General features: G+C 66.0%; 16 protein-coding genes and 1 riboswitch. Of the genes, 5 read left to right on the forward strand and 11 right to left on the reverse strand.

Features of this window, described 5'->3' with window-relative positions:
- Window positions 1–4: 4 nt before the first annotated feature.
- The 7 genes from AC25ND_RS15430 to AC25ND_RS15460 all read right to left on the reverse strand — a co-directional run bounded on the left by AC25ND_RS15430 (window position 5) and on the right by AC25ND_RS15460 (window position 6155).
- Window positions 5–523 carry a retropepsin-like aspartic protease family protein gene (locus tag AC25ND_RS15430; protein ID WP_028688279.1) on the reverse strand — a complete coding sequence of 173 codons (519 nt, stop codon included), beginning with the start codon at window positions 521–523 and terminating at the stop codon, window positions 5–7.
- Window positions 520–1506, reverse strand: a complete 987-nt coding sequence (locus AC25ND_RS15435; RefSeq protein ID WP_069016021.1) for an esterase-like activity of phytase family protein — start codon at window positions 1504–1506, stop codon at window positions 520–522. The genes AC25ND_RS15430 and AC25ND_RS15435 overlap by 4 nt, the downstream gene beginning before the upstream one ends.
- Complete coding sequence (gene parE, locus AC25ND_RS15440) at window positions 1503–3407, reverse strand: DNA topoisomerase IV subunit B (protein WP_186596466.1); 1905 nt, start codon at window positions 3405–3407, stop codon at window positions 1503–1505. Before parE ends, AC25ND_RS15435 begins: the two co-directional genes overlap by 4 nt.
- Before the next feature lie 33 nt (window positions 3408–3440).
- Entirely contained in the window at window positions 3441–4049 is a 609-nt protein-coding gene (locus tag AC25ND_RS15445) for a YqiA/YcfP family alpha/beta fold hydrolase (RefSeq protein WP_062360166.1), read from the reverse strand.
- 155 nt (window positions 4050–4204) lie between these two features.
- Window positions 4205–5008 (reverse strand): 3',5'-cyclic-AMP phosphodiesterase, encoded by an 804-nt coding sequence (cpdA, locus tag AC25ND_RS15450; protein WP_028688283.1) that lies wholly within the window; start codon window positions 5006–5008, stop codon window positions 4205–4207.
- 86 nt (window positions 5009–5094) lie between these two features.
- Complete coding sequence (locus AC25ND_RS15455; protein ID WP_023630808.1) at window positions 5095–5547, reverse strand: DUF1249 domain-containing protein; 453 nt, start codon at window positions 5545–5547, stop codon at window positions 5095–5097.
- On the reverse strand, window positions 5538–6155 hold the full coding sequence (locus tag AC25ND_RS15460) for an NUDIX domain-containing protein (protein ID WP_028688284.1): 618 nt from the start codon (window positions 6153–6155) through the stop codon (window positions 5538–5540). The genes AC25ND_RS15455 and AC25ND_RS15460 overlap by 10 nt, the downstream gene beginning before the upstream one ends.
- A 185-nt stretch (window positions 6156–6340) precedes the next feature.
- On the opposite strand from AC25ND_RS15460, the gene AC25ND_RS15465 reads away from it, so the two are divergent.
- Window positions 6341–7087, forward strand: a complete 747-nt coding sequence (locus tag AC25ND_RS15465; RefSeq protein ID WP_028688285.1) for an RsiV family protein — start codon at window positions 6341–6343, stop codon at window positions 7085–7087.
- Here AC25ND_RS15465 and cytX read toward each other — a convergent pair.
- Together cytX and thiC are read right to left on the reverse strand one after the other, a co-directional pair.
- Entirely contained in the window at window positions 7056–8339 is a 1284-nt protein-coding gene (cytX, locus tag AC25ND_RS15470; RefSeq protein WP_186596468.1) for a putative hydroxymethylpyrimidine transporter CytX, read from the reverse strand. The genes AC25ND_RS15465 and cytX overlap by 32 nt on opposite strands.
- A 164-nt stretch (window positions 8340–8503) precedes the next feature.
- A complete protein-coding gene (gene thiC, locus AC25ND_RS15475) occupies window positions 8504–10384 on the reverse strand; it encodes a phosphomethylpyrimidine synthase ThiC (RefSeq protein ID WP_062360170.1) in 1881 nt (626 codons plus the stop codon).
- 156 nt (window positions 10385–10540) lie between these two features.
- Window positions 10541–10647, reverse strand: a riboswitch (TPP riboswitch).
- A 160-nt stretch (window positions 10648–10807) separates the two neighbouring features.
- Between thiC and AC25ND_RS15480 the strand changes: the two genes are divergently transcribed.
- Complete coding sequence (locus AC25ND_RS15480) at window positions 10808–12241, forward strand: TolC family outer membrane protein (RefSeq protein ID WP_028688288.1); 1434 nt, start codon at window positions 10808–10810, stop codon at window positions 12239–12241.
- Window positions 12242–12399: 158 nt separating this feature from the next.
- On the opposite strand, the gene waaA is transcribed toward AC25ND_RS15480, so the two are convergent.
- On the reverse strand, window positions 12400–13671 hold the full coding sequence (gene waaA, locus AC25ND_RS15485; RefSeq protein ID WP_062360171.1) for a lipid IV(A) 3-deoxy-D-manno-octulosonic acid transferase: 1272 nt from the start codon (window positions 13669–13671) through the stop codon (window positions 12400–12402).
- A gap of 38 nt (window positions 13672–13709) precedes the next feature.
- Window positions 13710–14600, reverse strand: coding sequence for a LysR family transcriptional regulator (locus AC25ND_RS15490; protein WP_028688290.1), 891 nt, complete (start codon window positions 14598–14600; stop codon window positions 13710–13712).
- A gap of 89 nt (window positions 14601–14689) precedes the next feature.
- Between AC25ND_RS15490 and AC25ND_RS15495 the strand changes: the two genes are divergently transcribed.
- The 3 genes from AC25ND_RS15495 (at window position 14690) to AC25ND_RS15505 (ending at window position 17075) form a co-directional block, all read left to right on the forward strand.
- Window positions 14690–15022 (forward strand): DMT family transporter, encoded by a 333-nt coding sequence (locus AC25ND_RS15495; RefSeq protein WP_028688291.1) that lies wholly within the window; start codon window positions 14690–14692, stop codon window positions 15020–15022.
- A gap of 68 nt (window positions 15023–15090) precedes the next feature.
- A complete protein-coding gene (locus AC25ND_RS15500; RefSeq protein WP_186596470.1) occupies window positions 15091–16266 on the forward strand; it encodes an NAD(P)/FAD-dependent oxidoreductase in 1176 nt (391 codons plus the stop codon).
- The gene (locus tag AC25ND_RS15505) at window positions 16263–17075 is read left to right on the forward strand and encodes an aldo/keto reductase (RefSeq protein WP_186596473.1); all 813 of its coding nucleotides are present in this window, start codon (window positions 16263–16265) and stop codon (window positions 17073–17075) included. The genes AC25ND_RS15500 and AC25ND_RS15505 overlap by 4 nt, the downstream gene beginning before the upstream one ends.
- Window positions 17076–17108 lie beyond the last annotated feature (33 nt).

The raw sequence follows: 17108 nt of genomic DNA on the forward strand, positions 1-17108 counted from the left end.
CTCGTCATTTCAGGTTCTGGCGCAGCAGCATGGTGCCGCCGCGCTGGGTAAATTCAAGTTGTTTCAGGGCGCTCATGCCCAACAACACGGCCTGGCCATCCAGGCCCGGCACCACCAAAGCGCGCACGTCGCGCAGGTGGATGTCGCCCAGTTGCAGGCTGTCGAGCCGGGTGCGGTAGCCTTCGGTGCGGCCATTGGCGGTACTCAGTTGCACCGGGGCGCCACGGGCCAGGGCCAGGTCGCGGGCCAGCGCCTCGGGGATCGCCACATCGGTGGCGCCGGTATCGAGCATGAAATGCACCACCTGGCCATTGATCACGCCGTCAGCGACGAAATGGCCCTGGCCGTTGCTCAGCAGGCGAACTTCGACGAAGCCGTCGCCCTGCTCGCTCTGCACCACGGCGTTGGGATTCTGCTGACGCGCCTCCCATTGGCCGAAAAAGCGCGTGGCCAAAAACATCGCCGCCGCCCAGGCAACGATCATCAGCACCCTGCCCGCCCGCTTGCCCGCTGGCTGGCTCATGGCTTGGCACTCCAGCCGCCGGCCGGCGCGCCGAAGCGCCAGACGACCGGCCGCGCTTCACCGTCCGCCCGTGGCCGGTCGTTGTTGTCCACGCCGATCCAGGCGCCGTCCTTGTCGATCACCAGCGCCTCGGCCAGGCCATAGGGCTGTGAATAGCGACGCGATTCCACCAGGGCGTCCGCGGCGAACGACCAGCAGCGCTCCACGGTGCCACTGTCAGCGTCGCGTCGGCAGATGCGATAAGCGTTGCGCTCGAGGGTGAACAACTTGCCCTCGAACCAGGCCAGGTCGGCGAAGTCGCGGGAAACCGGGCGTGCCTCGGGGAACTGAGGCGGCTGCATTTCCACGCCGGCTTCGCTGAGCAGCACGCAACCGCGCCCGCAGGTCCATACCGACTGCTGGCGCTGCACGGCGAGCAGCCCGCGTCGCTCACGCTCGGCGGCCAGCCACAAGCGATCGCCCGCCGGGTTGATCGCCAGCCCTTCGAACAGGGCGTTGAAATGCAGCAGCATGCCGCTGGCTCGCGCCTGGCGCACCATGGCCTGGTCGATTCTCAGCCAGTTCGGCTCGCCTTCCAGGGGCAGTTGCAGCACCGCGGCCTGGGCCTCGCTGACGATGAACAGGTTGCCTGCCTGGTCGCAGGTAATACCTTCGAAATCCAGCGCGCCGCCACGAATAAACGACGATGCCCAGTTGCGCGACTTCAACCCCCAGGGCAACCCGGTATCGGGGGCCGGTGGCGGGGTGAAGGTCAGCGGCTGGGCCTGCCAGGCCGCGCCCTCCTGGTCCAGGCGGTAGATACGGTCGTCATCGCGGTCGGACACCGCCCACAATGCGCCCCGGCACCAGGCCAGGCCCGACAGGTTGCCGCCGCGCATGCCATCGACCACGTGCTCGCCGCTGAGCTTGAGCTGCGGCCAGTCGCCGGCCTGGGCCTGCAGGGCGAACAGCGCCAGGCAGGCCATGAGCAACGGACGAATCAAACCAGGACCTCGGCCAGGTTGCCTTTGGTTTCCAGCCAGTTCTTGCGGTCACCGGCGCGCTTCTTGGCCAGCAGCATGTCCATGATCTCGGTGGTGCCCTGCACGTCGTTCAGCGTGAGCTGGACCAGGCGCCGGGTGTTCGGGTCCATGGTGGTCTCGCGCAACTGCGGCGGATTCATCTCGCCCAGGCCTTTGAATCGGGTGACTTGCGGCTTGCCACGCTTCTTCTCGGCGACCAGACGGTCCAGGACACCATCGCGCTCGGCTTCGTCCAGGGCGTAGTAGATCTCCTTGCCCAGGTCGATGCGGTACAGCGGTGGCATGGCCACGTAGACGTGCCCGGCCTCGACCAGCGGACGGAAGTGCTGGACGAACAGCGCGCACAGCAGGGTGGCGATGTGCAGGCCGTCGGAGTCGGCGTCGGCGAGAATGCAGACCTTGCCGTAGCGCAGTTGCGAAAGGTCGGTGGCGCCCGGGTCGACACCGATGGCCACGGCGATGTTGTGCACTTCCTGGCTGGCCAGGACCTCGCCGCCATCGACTTCCCAGGTGTTGAGGATCTTGCCGCGCAGCGGCAGGATCGCCTGGAATTCCTTGTCCCGCGCCTGCTTGGCAGAACCTCCGGCGGAGTCACCCTCGACCAGGAACAGCTCGGCGCGCATCGGATCCTGGCCTGCGCAGTCGGCCAGCTTGCCGGGCAGCGCCGGGCCCTGGGTGATGCGCTTGCGCTCGACCTTCTTGCTTGCCTTCAGGCGACGGCCGGCGTTGCTGATGGCCAGTTCGGCCAACTGCATGCCCAGTTCGGGATGGGCGTTGAGCCACAGGCTGAAGGCGTCCTTGACCACGCCGGAGACAAATGCCGCCGCCTCGCGGGACGACAGGCGCTCCTTGGTCTGGCCGGAGAACTGCGGCTCCTGCATCTTCATCGACAGCACGAAGCTGATGCGCTCCCAGACGTCCTCAGGCGCCAGCTTGACCCCGCGTGGCAGCAGGTTGCGGAACTCGCAGAATTCACGCATGGCGTCCAGCAGGCCCTGACGCAGACCGTTGACGTGGGTGCCGCCCTGAGCGGTGGGGATCAGGTTGACGTAGCTTTCCTGGATGCTGTCGCCGCCTTCGGGCAGCCACAGCAGGGCCCAGTCCACGGCCTCCTTGTTACCTGCCAGGCTGCCGCAGAACGGCTCGTCGGGCAGGCGCAGGTACTCGCTGACCGAATCGACCAGATAGGAACGCAGGCCGTCCTCGTAGTGCCATTCGACCTTCTCGCCGGTGCCCTTGTCCTCGAAGCTGATGGACAGCCCCGGGCACAGCACGGCCTTGGCCTTGAGCACATGCTTGAGGCGGCTGATGGAGAATTTCGGCGAGTCGAAGTACTTCGGGTCGGGGGTGAAGTACACGCTGGTGCCGGTGTTGCGCTTGCCGACGGTGCCGACCACTTCCAGCTCGCTGGCCTTGAAGCCGTCGGCGAAGGTCATCTGGTATTCGTTGCCGTCGCGCTTGACGCGCACCCGCACCTGGCTCGACAGGGCGTTGACCACCGAGATACCGACGCCGTGCAGGCCGCCGGAGAACTGGTAGTTCTTGTTGGAAAACTTGCCGCCGGCGTGCAGCTTGGTGAGGATCAGCTCGACGCCGGAAACGCCCTCCTCGGGATGGATGTCCACCGGCATGCCGCGGCCATCGTCGCTGACCTCCAGCGAGTGGTCGGCATGCAGGATCACCTGCACCGAGCGGGCGTGGCCGGCCAGGGCTTCGTCGACGCTGTTGTCGATGACTTCCTGGGCCAGGTGGTTGGGCCGGCTGGTGTCGGTGTACATGCCCGGCCGCTTGCGGACCGGGTCAAGGCCCGAGAGGACTTCGATGGCGTCTGCGTTATAGGCGCTAGCGCTGGGATTGGCCATGGGTTCTCGTCGTCAGTCAGGTGAATGCAAAAGTCAAAATACAGAAAAATCCAGCGCCGCATACTGCCCACGGGCAATACCGGCGAACGCCAGCAGGGCCGGGAGTTGCTCGGCGAAGCCCTGGTAGCTGTGGTCGCCACCGGCCTGGATACGCAGGGCACAAGCACGGTAATAGTGCTCGGCGTGGCGATAGTCCAGTGTTTCATCGGCGGTCTGCAACCACACTTGATAGCGGGCGGCGTCCTGCGGCGGCGGCACTTCCAGTTCGGCCAGGGCGGCCACATGATCATGGGTCAGCTCCCAGGCCTCGTCGGTATAAAGGTTGCGCTGGGTACCCAGGTAGCCGTCGAACAGGCGGTGCGGGCCGACCGCCGGGTTGACCAACAAGGCCTTGAGGCCATGGCGTTCGGCCAGATGGGTGGCATAGTAGCCGCCGAGTGAGCTGCCGACCAGCAAGGGGGCGCCGAGCTCATCGATGGCGGCCTCCAGCTGGGCGATGGCCTGGCGCGGGTGGTGATGCAGGGCCGGGACACGCAGCTGGTCGGACAGGCCGATCCGCTGCATCACCGCCTCGAGCTGGCGCGCCTTCTTCGACAGCGGCGAGCTGTTGAAGCCATGGATATAGAGGATGGAACCCGACATGCTGCCCCCCGGACGCAAAGACGCGCAGTGTAGCGTGTTCAAAGGGCATTGGCGCAGCGTGGGGATTTTCGCAGCAAATTCTTCAAACAGCCGGGGGCACGATCTCTGTGGGAGCGGCCTTGTGTCGCGAAAGGACCGCAAAGCGGTCCCCCGACTCAGTAGCCCGGGCTGTCGAAATCCAGTTTCACCTCGAAATCGCGCGCCCGCTCCACCCCGGTCTCCAACCGTCCGTCGGCGTGCAGCCGCAGCCAGCGATAGCCCGGCTGCTCCTCGCTCACCTTGAATTCCTCGCTACGCGGCGCGAACTGGATGCAGGTTGAAGGCGTGGCAAGGAAACGAACGCCGTCGCGCACCTCGTCCCATTCCTGATGGATATGCCCCCACAGCAGCGCCCTCACCTGTGGATAACCGCGCAGGCGCTGCAACAGTTCATCGGCGTTTCGCAACCCGATCGGCGCAATCCACGCACAACCGATATCCACCGGCTGGTGATGGCAGCACACCAGGCAATGGCGTTCGCCCGCACTGTTCAGCGCCTGATCCAGCACGGCCAACTGGTCGTCCGCCAACACGCCGAAGGTGGCACCGACCACTGCCGAATCGAGCATGACAATGCGCCATTGACCAATGTCCGTCACCGCCTGCACCAGCTCCGGCGCCACGGCCTGCATTACCTGGGCCTCGTCATGGTTACCCGGCAGCCAACGCGCTGGCGCCTCCAACTTCGAGGTCAGCTCGCTGAAGGCCTGGTAGGAGGCGGCGCTGGCGTCCTGCGACAGGTCGCCCGTGCACAGCAGCAGGTCGATACGCGGCTGCTCGCGACGCACCTGGTCGATCACATGCCCGAGGCTCGCGCGGGTATTCAGGCCCAGCAAAGTGCCCGCCGGGTCGGCGAACAGGTGGGCATCGGTCAGTTGCACCACATGGACGGGTGACGAAAGTGGGTGTGGTTGCGGCAACGGCCGTCTCCTCGAACGGATTCAGCACCGATTATGGCGGCGGATCGGTTTCGAGCAAGTACTCGAAACCGACGCGCATCACAATTTCAGCGCACCGCTTCCAGTTCGTGGCCGCAGGCCAGGCAGTGGCTCAACCATTCGCCGAGAAACAGATTGAGCTGGGCTTTCTCGTCCGGCTGGTGCATCGCCGTGTTGGGGTACGGGTAGATGCTGCGCAGGCGGCGGGCATGCTCGGCGCTGACCACCTCGGCCATGCGCGCGTCATGGTAGACCTGCACTTCCAGTTCGGGCACCGGCAGCCAGGGCAGACTGTGCTCCTGGCGCACCTTGAGGGTCGTGGTATAGGGACAGGCCAGCAGCACTTCAAGCACCAGCACGCCGAGCATCTGGTCGCCCTGGGTCATGCCGATGCGCCGCGAGCTCTGCGTGGTGCGCATGTCCGGCAGCAGACGCATCAGGCGGGCATAGTTGGCCTCGCAGGCCGACTGCAGCCCGACCAGGTCGACCCGATAGCGCTCACGCAGCAGGTTCACTTCCACATACCTCGAACTTCATCACGGTTGAGTGCCAGCCATTGCAGGCCGATGATCGTGGCGGCGTTGCAGATACGCCCGTCGCGCACCGCCTGCAGGGCGTCCTCGAACGCCCACACGCGAACACGGATATCCTCGCTCTCCTCCTCCAGGCCATGCAGGCCGCCGGCACCTTCACTGATGCAACGGCCCAGGAACAGGTGGACGTACTCGTCGCTGCCGCCTGGCGAGGGGAAGTAGCAGGTCATCGGCCACAGCGCGCTGAAGGTCAGGCCAGCTTCTTCATCGGCTTCACGATGAGCGACCTCTTCCGGCTGCTCGTCCTTGTCGATCAGGCCGGCGACCATCTCGATCAGCCAGGGATTATCGATCTTGCCCACGGCGCCGACTCGAAACTGCTCGATCAGCACCACTTCGTCGCGCTGCGGATCGTAGGGCAGCACACAGACGGCGTCATGGCGCACGAACAACTCGCGGGTGAACTCGCGACTCATGCCGCCGGCGAACAATTCGTGGCGAAGGTGCAGCTTGTCGAGCTTATAGAAGCCCTTGAACAACTGCTCACGCCGGGTGATTTCGACCTGGGTGGGCACTGTATTCAACGTGTCCGTCATGCAAACTCCTTGATACCTCGGTTACCGCATCGCGCAATCCTACTCTGCGCGCCGCCCGGTTTCACCCCTTTCTGGCGACCGTTCAGGCAGCCGGGACAGGCGCGCCGCTCTCTGTTAGCTTAGTGGCGAACTGAAGGCCGCGCAGGCGGTCCAAGGCCGATCATCACCGTTGTGAAAGAGGCAACATGACGCTTGTCAAACTGACTTCCGTGGCCGTCCTGGCACTGGCGCTCGGCGCCTGCCAGAGCCTGTTCACGCCCAATTACCGCGCTCCGCTCGAGGTCAAGCGCGAGGCTTGGGAACACGTCAAGCCCGGCTGCAGCGAGAGCGACTGCCCACTGGTCAACATCGACGTGGTGCACTTCCCCGCCCTGCCCAAGCTCGACGCCCTCGTCGAGAAACGCCTGCTGATGCTCACCGAGGACAACCAGCGCGGCACCCCGCCGGCCTCGTTGCAAGCCTATGAACAGCAGTACCTGGCCCGCGCCGACAAGCGCAACAGCAGCTACCTGCAGGCCAAGGTACGCGAGCAGCATGACGGGCTGGTGATCGTCGAGCTGTCCAGCTACCTGGACAGCGGCGGCGCCCATGGCATGCCCGGGCGCGGCTTCATCAACTACTCGCGAAAGCTGGACAAGGTGCTGACCCTGGACGACATGCTGGTGCCCGGCCAGGAAGCGACCTTCTGGAAGACCGCCGAGGAGTCCCACCGCGCCTGGCTGATCAGCACCGGCATGGACAAGGATCCCGAGTTCGTCAAGACCTGGCCGTTCAAGCAGTCGCCGCACATCGCCCTGACCTACGGCGCGGTGGTGATCAAGTACGAGGTCTACGCCATCGCCCCGTACTCCATGGGCCACGTCGAACTGAAGATCCCCTACCCGCGCCTCAACGGCGTGATCAGGCCCGAGCTGTTTCCCGGCCGCGGCTGAGCGATAGCAGCAGATGCAGCCCCCCTGCCAGCAGCAGTGCCGGCAGGGTCGCCCCAAGCTCCGGCGCCTGGCTGGCCAGCAGGTGATAGGCCGCTACCCCCACTGCCCAGGCCAGCAGCGCCCGCCCGTGCCAGCCCTCGACCAGCACCGGCAGGCGACGGCGACGGACCACGAAGTGATCCACCAGCACCACGCCGAACAGCGGCGCGAACACCGAGCCGATCAGCAGCAGAAAGTTCTGGTACTGGGCCAGCGGTGCCAGCAGGGCGATCAGCGTGCACAACACGCCGATGGCCAAGGCCAGGTGCTCGACCTTGAGCTTGATCAACAGCCCGGTGGAAACCGCTGCGGAGTGAATGTCGGCAAAGGCGTTTTCCGACTCGTCCAGCAGGATCAGCAGCAGCGGAATGCCCAGCCCGGCGCCGGCCAGCGCCAGCAGCAACGCATTCACTTCACCGCTCGGCGCGAAGGCCAGGGTATAGGCCACGCCCAGGCTCATCAGCCAGGCATTGCCGATGAAAAAGCCCAGCGCCGTACCGCCGAATACTCGGCTGGCGCGCTGGCCGAAGCGTGAATAGTCGGCGATCAGCGGCAGCCACGACAGCGGCATGGCGATGACGATGTCGAAGCCCAGGGCCAGGGACAGCGAACCATCCCCCGGGCGCTGCCACAACTCGGCCAGGTCGGCCTTGGCGAACAGGTTCCAGGTCAGCCAGCTGCAAGCGCCCAGCAGCAGCCAGATGCCCCATTTGCGCAGGACCTTGCGCACGAACGCCAGCGGCCCGCAGACCGCCAGCAGGGTGGCCAGGGCGCCGAAGCACAGGGTCCACGGCAACGGGCTGCTCCAGCCGCTGCCCTCGCCAAAGGCGCGGGCACCCAGCAGGCTGGCGGCGTCGCGCATGACGATGATCTCGAACGAGCCCCAGCCCACCAGTTGCAGGAGGTTCAGCAAGGCCGGCAGGCGCGCGCCGTGGCGACCCAGGGTCAGGCGCAGGCTGCCCATCGCCGAGAGGCCGGTGTCGCTGCCGATCACGCCGGCCGCCGCGAGCAATAGCACACCCACCGCCGTGCCAAGCGTGATCGCCAGGATCGAGCCGGCCAATCCCAGGCCCGGGGCAAGCAGGGCGCCGACCTGCAGGACCATCAGGCCGATGCCGAGGGAGAACCACAGCGCAAACAGGTCGCGGGCGCCGAACTGCCGGTGGTGGGTGGGGACGCAATGGTCGGGGGAGAAGTGACTGAGTGTTGTCATGGGGGCTCGCCGGAGTATTGGAGTTGTTGCTGGCGAGGACTGCGTCCTCGTATCGCGACACAAGGCCGCTCCCACAGGCTCCGCGTATGACGTGAGCCATATACAGGACCTGTGGGAGCGGCCTTGCGTCGCGAAAGGGCCGCGATGCGGCCCCCAAGGTCTACTTACACCTTCTGGTACAACTGGCTGCCTTCCTGGCGGAACCGCTCGGCCTGCTCACGCATGCCCTGCTCGACCGTCACATCCACGGTCTCGATCTTGGCCGCATACTCACGCACTTCCTGGGTAATCTTCATCGAGCAGAACTTCGGCCCGCACATCGAGCAGAAGTGCGCGACCTTGGCCGACTCCTTGGGCAACGTCTCGTCGTGGAACGAGCGCGCGGTGTCCGGGTCCAGGCCCAGGTTGAACTGGTCTTCCCAGCGGAATTCGAAGCGCGCCTTGGACAACGCGTTGTCACGAATCTGCGCGCCCGGGTGGCCCTTGGCAAGGTCCGCGGCATGGGCGGCGATCTTGTAGGTGATGATGCCGGTCTTCACGTCATCCTTGTTCGGTAGGCCCAGATGCTCCTTGGGCGTGACGTAGCAGAGCATGGCGCAACCGAACCAGCCGATCATCGCCGCGCCTATCCCCGAGGTGATGTGGTCGTAGCCCGGGGCGATGTCGGTGGTCAGCGGGCCGAGGGTGTAGAACGGCGCCTCGTCGCAGCACTCGAGCTGCTTGTCCATGTTCTCCTTGATCAACTGCATCGGCACGTGGCCCGGGCCCTCGATCATGCACTGCACGTCGTGCTTCCAGGCGATCTTGGTCAGCTCGCCGAGGGTTTCCAGTTCACCGAACTGAGCGGCGTCGTTGGCATCGGCGATCGAGCCCGGGCGCAGGCCGTCACCCAGCGAGAAGCTGACGTCGTAGGCCTTCATGATCTCGCAGATCTCGTCGAAGTGCGTGTACAGGAAGTTCTCTTTATGGTGCGCCAGGCACCACTTGGCCATGATCGAGCCGCCGCGGCTGACGATGCCGGTAACGCGCTTGGCGGTCAGCGGCACATAGCGCAGCAGGACGCCGGCATGGATGGTGAAGTAGTCCACGCCCTGCTCGGCCTGTTCGATCAGGGTGTCGCGGAACAGCTCCCAGGTCAGGTCCTCGGCCACGCCGTTGACCTTCTCCAGGGCCTGGTAGATCGGCACGGTACCGATCGGCACCGGCGAGTTGCGGATGATCCACTCACGGGTCTCGTGAATGTGCTTGCCGGTGGACAGGTCCATGACCGTGTCCGAACCCCAGCGGATGCCCCAGGTCAGCTTGGCCACTTCTTCCTCGATCGAAGAACCCAGGGCGCTGTTGCCAATGTTGCCGTTGATCTTCACCAGGAAGTTGCGGCCGATGATCATCGGCTCCAGTTCGGTGTGGTTGATGTTGGCCGGAATGATCGCGCGGCCGCGGGCGATCTCTTCGCGGACGAACTCGGGGGTGATTTCCTTCGGGATGCTGGCGCCGAAGCTGTGGCCGGCGTGCTGCTGGTCCAGCAGGCCGGCGGCGCGGGCTTCCTGCAGCTTCATGTTCTCGCGGATGGCGACGTATTCCATCTCGGCGGTGATGATGCCCTGGCGCGCGTAGTGCATCTGTGTGACGTTGGCGCCGGCCTTGGCGCGGCGCGGGTTGCGCACATGGGCGAAGCGCAGCTTGGCAAGCTCCGCGTCGTTCAGGCGCTGCTGGCCGAAGTTCGAGCTCAGGCCATCGAGGCGCTCGGTGTCGCCACGGGCGTCGATCCAGGCCGAGCGCACATCGCCCAGGCCCTTGCGCACGTCGATGATGACATTGGGGTCGGTGTACGGGCCGGACGTGTCATACACCAGCACCGGGGCGTTTTTCTCGCCGCCGAAGTCGGTGGGGGTGTCGTGCAGGCTGATCTCGCGCATGGGCACGCGGATGTCGGGGCGCGAACCTTCGACATACACCTTGCGCGAATTGGGCAGGGGTTGCACGGACTGTTGGTCGACTTGGGCCGACTCGCTCAGACTGATTGTTTTTTCTTGTTTGCTCATCACAGGCTCTCCAGACAGCTTCCAGGCGGTGGAATGTCGGGGTGAACCTGAAAGGCGTGGACGCACCCGTGTTGACGGGTGCAGTGCCGGACATGGGGTGCCGTGGACTGCAAGCAGCCGTGACGATCCCGGACCTGGCACAAGAGGCTCCCGGGATGTGAGAGCAATCTTGTTCCCTACGCAGGCGCTAACCTGATCAGGTTCAACGGGATCCGCACCTCTGCGATCTCAGCCTTTGCTTCAAGGCACCCCGACAAGAACATGCGCAGTCTAGACTGGAGTGGCCGGCAAAGCCAAGCGGGTAAATCCGGGGGTGATAAATGGCACAAGTGGCGGATTGTTGATGACGGCGCGCGGCACTACACTGGCGCATCGCCCGATACCCGACAGTACAGTAAATAAAATTTGATCAAGGATTGCCCTATGCTGCGCAAACTCTCACTGGCAATTGCCGTGTCTTGTGCGTCCCACGGAGTGGCCTGGGCAGTGGATACGCCCACGACGGTGAAGACCGACCTGGTCAGCGTCTACCAGGAAGCGGTCGACAATAACGCCGACCTGGCCGCCGCCCGCGCCGACTACGGTGCCCGCCGTGAAGTGGTGCCCCAGGCCCGCGCCGGATTGCTGCCGAACCTTTCGGCCGGCGCCGAGATGATGAACACCCGCACCAAGCTCGACGAACCGTCGGTCACCTCCAACCGCAGCGGCAACGCCTGGAGCGCCACCCTGGCGCAGCCGATCTTCCGCGCCGACCGCTGGTTCCAGCTGCAAGCCGCCGAATCGGTCAACGAACAGGCCGCCCTGGAACTGTCGGCCACCGAGCAGAACCTGATCCTGCAGAGCGCCGAGAACTACTTCGCGGTGCTGCGCGCCCAGGACAACCTGGCCTCGACCAAGGCCGAAGAAGCGGCCTTCAAGCGTCAGCTCGACCAATCCAACGAGCGCTTCGACGTCGGCCTCTCGGACAAGACCGACGTGCTGCAGTCCCAGGCCAGCTACGACACCGCCCGGGCCAACCGGATCATTGCCGAGCGCCAGGTGCAGGATGCCTTCGAGGCCCTGATCACCCTGACCAACCGCCAGTACACGGCAATCCAGGGCGTAGTCCACACCCTGCCGGTGCAGGTGCCCACGCCCAACGACGCCAAGGCCTGGGTCGAGACCGCCGGACGGCAGAACCTCAACCTGCTGGCGACCAACCACGCCGTGGCGGCCGCCGAAGAGACCGTGCGCCAGCGCAAGGCCGGCCATGCGCCGACCCTCGACGCGGTGGCCAAGTATCAGAAGGGCGACAACGACAACCTCGGTTTCACCAACCCCTCGCAGAACGGGGTGCGCTACGGTGGCGATGTCGAGCAGACCAGCGTCGGCCTGCAGTTGAACATCCCGATCTACAGCGGCGGCCTGACCAGTTCTCAGGTACGCGAGGCCTATGCGCGCCTGACCCAGAGCGAGCAGCAACGCGAAAGCCTGCGTCGCCAGGTGGTGGAGAACACCCGCAACCTGCACCGCGCGGTGAATACCGACGTGGAGCAGGTGCAGGCGCGCAAGCAGTCGATCATCTCCAACCAGAGCGCGCTGGAAGCCACCGAGATCGGCTACCAGGTCGGCACCCGCAACATCGTCGACGTGCTCGACGCGCAACGTCAGCTGTACACCTCGGTGCGCGACTACAACAACAGCCGCTATGACTACATTCTCGACAACCTGCGCCTGAAGCAGGCCGCCGGCACCCTGAGCCCCCAGGACCTACAGGACCTGGGGCGGTACCTGAAGGCCGACTACAACCCGGACAAGGATTTCCTGCCACCGGACCTGGCGGCGGCGGCGGCGAAGAACTTCGAACGCCGGCCTTGAGCCAAGGGAGCTCGCGGTCGCTGTAGGAGCGGCCTTGTGTTGCGATAGGGCCGCACCGCGGCCCCGGCAATCTAGCAGTAATGCGCAGATCCCGGGGCCGCTTCGCCCCCCTTTGGCGACACAAGGCGGCTCCTACAGGGACCGCATCGCCTCACAGATCAGCGGATTAGCGCAGCCAGCCCATCCAGCAACCGCTGCAACGCCCCTTGGTTGGCCTGCATCACCGCCCTGCCCGCCTCGCCCATGCGCCGCGCATCCTGTGGCAGCTCGACCAACCGACGCACCGCCCCGGCCAGCCCTTCGGCGTCATCCACCTGCTGCAACGCCCCCGCCTCGCGCAGCATCGCGCTGATCTCGAGGAAGTTGAACACATGCGGCCCCATGAGCACCGGCAGCGCCAGCGCCGCCGGCTCCAGCGGGTTGTGACCGCCGGTGGCCACCAGGCTGCCACCGACGAAGGCGATATCGGCCAGGGCATAGAGGAACAGCAGCTCGCCCATGGTGTCGCCCAGCAGCACCTGGGTCTGCGCCGTGACCGTGTCGCCATTCGAGCGGCGCACTGTGGTGAACTGGCCGGCGCACAGTTCATGCACCGCCGCGAAACGCTCGGGATGGCGCGGCACCAGGATCAGCAACGCATCGCTGTGGACCTTCAGCAGCTCACGATGAGCCTCGAGAATCAACGCGTCTTCGCCATCATGGGTACTGGCAGCGATCCATACCGGACGTTGCCGGGCAGCCCACTGTTCACGCAATGCGCTGGCCCGTGGCGGCAATTGATCGTCGACCTTGAGGTCGAACTTGATCGAACCGGTCACCTGCACGCATTCGTCGCGCGCACCGAGCGTACGGAAACGCTCGGCCTCGGTTTCGGTCTGCACGGCGATCAGGCTCATCTCCTCGAGCATCGGCCGGGTCAGGCCGGCGAAGCGGGCATAGCCACGGGCGGAGCGCTCGGACAGCCGGGCATTGGCCAGCGCCACCGGAATGCCGCGCCTGGCGCACTGGTGGATATGGTTCGGCCACAGCTCGGTTTCCATGATGATGCCCAGGCGCGGGCGCACATGGTCGAGGAACCGCCCGGCCGCCCACGGCAGATCATAAGGCAGGTAGCAGTGTTGCACCCGTGGCTCACCCTCGAACATCGCGCGGATGCGCTCGGAGCCGGTCGGGGTCATGCAGGTAAGCGTGATCGGCAGGTCCGGGTACTGCTTGAGCAGGGCCCGGACCATTGGCGCGGCGGCGATGCTCTCGCCCACCGAGACCGCATGCACCCAGATGCCGCCCTGGCGCATCGCCGGCAGCTGGCAGGCGAAACGCTCGGCGATCCGCGCACGGTACGCCGGCGCCTTGCGCCCGCGCAGAAACAGGCGCAGCGCGACCAGCGGCAGGCCCAGGTGAAACAGCAAGGTATAGAGGGTTCTGTTCATGGCGGCGGAGTTTACTAGGAACCGCGCGAAAAGGCCTGTCAGCCAATCGCCCTCAGGTGCACGGCGAAGCGCTCGGCCAGCCACTGCGCGGCCGGGCCCAACGGTTCGTCGCGCCGCCAGGCCAGCTCCGCTACCAGCGCTGGCGGGCGCCACTCGCTGTCCAGCTCGACCATCTGCGTCTGGTAGGTGGGGTACTGCACCACATGCCGAGGCAGCCAGGCCCAGCCCAGACCGCGCATCAGCAACTCGGCCATGGCGTAGAAACTGTCGGCGCGCCAGACCTGCGGGCTGATCGCCTCGCCGCCAGGGTAGCCACTCTGCTGCGGGGTGATCAGCAACTGGCGATGACGGGCCAGTTGCTGGCGGCTGACCTTGGCCAAGTGTGCCAGCGGGTGGTCGATGGCACACACCGTGACCATCTCGACGCTGCCCAGGGCGCGCCGCTCCAACGAGGCGGGAATGCTTTCATGGTGGAAGAACAACCCCAGGTCGGCACGCCGCTCCACCAGCTTGCGCGCCACATCGCCCTGGGCACCGCTGGCCAGCTGCACTTCCAGGTAGGGGTAGTGCGCCGCCAACTCGTCGAGGCTGTCGATCACCGGCTGGTAGGGCATGGCCTCGTCCTGGGCCACCCGCAACAACGCCTCCTGCCCGCGCATCAAGGCCTGTGCCCGACCATCCAGGCGCTCGCACTGACGCAACAGCTCGCGGGCGTCCTCCAGCAACGCGGCGCCGCTTTCGGTCAGGCGCGGCAGCCGGCCGCTGCTGCGCTCGAACAGGGTTACACCCAGGTCCGTCTCGAGCAAGGCGATGGCGCTGCTGATCGCCGACTGGGCCTTGCGCTGTTCGCGGGCCACGGCGGAAAACGAACGCAACTCGGCGGCCCGCACGAACAGGCGCAGTTGCTCGAGGCTCCAGTATTCTGTCATGACCAACCTATCTCCAAAGTAGATAGGTAATGACTTTACCGCATCCAGGGATTCCCTAGAATGCCATCCAGCAACGGAGGACCCGCACCATGAACGCCTACACCTATCTCGCCATCGCCATCTGCGCCGAAGTCATCGCCACCGCCTCCATGAAAGCGGTCAAGGGGCTGAACACGCCGCTGCCGTTGCTGCTGATGGTCTGCGGTTACGGCGTGGCGTTCTGGATGCTGACCCTGGTGGTGCGCAGCATTCCGGTGGGCATCGCCTATGCGATCTGGTCGGGGCTGGGCATCGTGCTGATCAGCATCGCGGCGTTGCTGATCTACGGACAGAAACTGGATGTGCCGGCGATGCTGGGCATGGCCATGATCGTCGGCGGGGTAGTGGTGATCCAGGTGTTCTCCAATACCGCCGGGCATTGATCCACGGGGAACACTGTTCCCATGTGAACTGTATACTGCGCACCTGTCCCAGTTTTCGAGGTGCCCGCATGCCATCCGCCATTACCACTGACGTGCTGATCGTCGGCGCCGGGGTCGCAGGCCTCTGGCTCAATGCCCGGCTGCGCCGCCTGGGCTATTCGACGGTGCTGGTGGAGCGCGCCAGCCTGGGTGGCGAGCAGACCATCAAGTCGCAAGGCATCATCCACGGCGGCACCAAATACGCCCTGCACGGCGCCCTCAGCGGCGCCTCCGAGGCCATCGCCGACATGCCGAGGCGCTGGCGCGAAGCGCTGGCCGGCAACGGCGAGCTGGACCTGTCCGCTACCCGCCTGCTTTCCGATGCCCATTACCTGTGGTCCCCCGGCACCCTGGCCGGCAACCTCACCAGTTTCTTCGCCAGCAAGGCCGTGCGTGGCCGGGTCGACCAGGTCAAGGGCGAGCAACTGCCGCCGGCCCTGCAGGACCGAGCGTTCAAGGGCAAGGTCTATCGCCTGGCCGAACTGGTCATCGACGTGCCCAGCCTGCTGGCCAACCTGGCGCAGCTGGCGGGCGACAGCCTGCTGGCCGGCGAGCGCGTCGAGCCGCTGCGCGACGGCGGTGACCTGGCCGGGCTGGTGGTCGACGGCCGCGAGATCCGCGCCCAACGTATCGTCCTCAGCGCCGGTGGCGGCACCGAAGCACTGCTGCACGCCCTGGGGCTGAGCCAACCGGCCATGCAGCGCCGGCCGCTGCACATGGTCCTGGCCAAGGGTCCCAACCTCAAGCCGCTGTACGCCCACTGCCTGGGCGGCGGGCCCAAGCCGCGCATCACCGTGACCACCCACCCGGCCGCCGACGGCCAGTGGGTGTGGTACCTGGGTGGCGACATTGCCGAGGCCGACGGCGTGGCCCGCGAGCCCGCCGCGCAGATCGCCGCGGCGCAAAAGGAAGTCGCCAGCCTGCTGCCCTGGATCGACCAGGCCCAGGTGCGCTGGGCCACCCTGCGCGTCGACCGCGCCGAGCCGGCGCAATCGGGCCTGGTACGCCCGGACAACGCCTTCCTCGCCGACCAGCAGCGCCTGCTGGTCGGCTGGCCGACCAAGCTGGCCTTGGCGCCGGACTTCGCTGATCGTGTGCTGGCCAGCTTTGAACGTGACGGCATCCACCCGAAGAACCAGCCGGACCTCGCCAACCTGCCTCGCCCACCGCTGGCGCTGCCTGCCTGGGAGCAACTGCTGCCATGAGCCTGCCGACCCTGCACGATCATCACCGCCCCCTGGGCAGCACCGGCCTGCGGGTGTCGCCGCTGGGCCTGGGCACGGTCAAGCTTGGCCGCGACCAGGGCGTGAAGTACCCCAACGGCTTCACCATCCCTGATGACGAAACCGCCCGCCTGCTGCTCGCCCAGGCCCGCGAACTGGGCATCAACCTGATCGACACCGCACCGGCCTACGGCCGCAGCGAGGAACGCCTTGGCCCATTGCTGCGCGGCCAGCGTGACCACTGGGTGATCGTCAGCAAGGTCGGCGAAGAGTTCGAGGCCGGCCAGTCGCACTTCGATTTCAGCGCCGCCCACACCCGCCGCTCGGTCGAACGCAGCCTCCAGCGCCTGGAAACCGACCGCATCGAGCTGGTGCTGGTGCATTCCGACGGCAACGACCTGGCGATCCTCGAGCGAGAGGGCGTGTACGAAGCCCTCGCCGCACTCAAGCAGGAAGGCAAGATCCTGGGCTATGGTTTGTCTGGCAAGACCGTCGCCGGCGGCCTGAAGGCGTTGGAGCAAGGAGATTGCGCCATGGTCACCTACAACCTCAACGAGCAGGCGGAGCGGCCCGTGCTGGACTACGCTGCCGAGCACGGCAAGGCCATCCTGGTGAAGAAAGCCCTGGCCAGCGGGCATATCTGCCTGGCGCCCGGGGTCGATCCGGTGCAGGCCAGTTTCGAGCTGCTGTTCGCCCACCCGGGCGTGAGCAGTGCCATCGTCGGCACCATCAACCCGGTGCACCTGGCCCATAACGTGGCCACCGTCGCCCGCATCCTGGGCCGGCCCTGAGCCGTCCAGGCGGGGGCCCAACGCAAGGAGGAG

The sequence above is a fragment of the Pseudomonas sp. P110(2024) genome (assembly GCF_057480795.1).

Bases quoted from the DNA above. Each gene is read 5' to 3' on its own strand.
- AC25ND_RS15430 (WP_028688279.1), bottom strand. From the start codon at position 523: ATGAGCCAGCCAGCGGGCAAGCGGGCGGGCAGGGTGCTGATGATCGTT.
- parE (WP_186596466.1), bottom strand. From the start codon at position 3,407: ATGGCCAATCCCAGCGCTAGCGCCTATAACGCAGACGCCATCGAAGTC.
- AC25ND_RS15445 (WP_062360166.1), bottom strand. From the start codon at position 4,049: ATGTCGGGTTCCATCCTCTATATCCATGGCTTCAACAGCTCGCCGCTG.
- AC25ND_RS15460 (WP_028688284.1), bottom strand. From the start codon at position 6,155: ATGACGGACACGTTGAATACAGTGCCCACCCAGGTCGAAATCACCCGG.
- AC25ND_RS15465 (WP_028688285.1), top strand. From the start codon at position 6,341: ATGACGCTTGTCAAACTGACTTCCGTGGCCGTCCTGGCACTGGCGCTC.
- cytX (WP_186596468.1), bottom strand. From the start codon at position 8,339: ATGACAACACTCAGTCACTTCTCCCCCGACCATTGCGTCCCCACCCAC.
- thiC (WP_062360170.1), bottom strand. From the start codon at position 10,384: ATGAGCAAACAAGAAAAAACAATCAGTCTGAGCGAGTCGGCCCAAGTC.
- AC25ND_RS15480 (WP_028688288.1), top strand. From the start codon at position 10,808: ATGCTGCGCAAACTCTCACTGGCAATTGCCGTGTCTTGTGCGTCCCAC.
- waaA (WP_062360171.1), bottom strand. From the start codon at position 13,671: ATGAACAGAACCCTCTATACCTTGCTGTTTCACCTGGGCCTGCCGCTG.
- AC25ND_RS15490 (WP_028688290.1), bottom strand. From the start codon at position 14,600: ATGACAGAATACTGGAGCCTCGAGCAACTGCGCCTGTTCGTGCGGGCC.
- AC25ND_RS15495 (WP_028688291.1), top strand. From the start codon at position 14,690: ATGAACGCCTACACCTATCTCGCCATCGCCATCTGCGCCGAAGTCATC.
- AC25ND_RS15500 (WP_186596470.1), top strand. From the start codon at position 15,091: ATGCCATCCGCCATTACCACTGACGTGCTGATCGTCGGCGCCGGGGTC.
- AC25ND_RS15505 (WP_186596473.1), top strand. From the start codon at position 16,263: ATGAGCCTGCCGACCCTGCACGATCATCACCGCCCCCTGGGCAGCACC.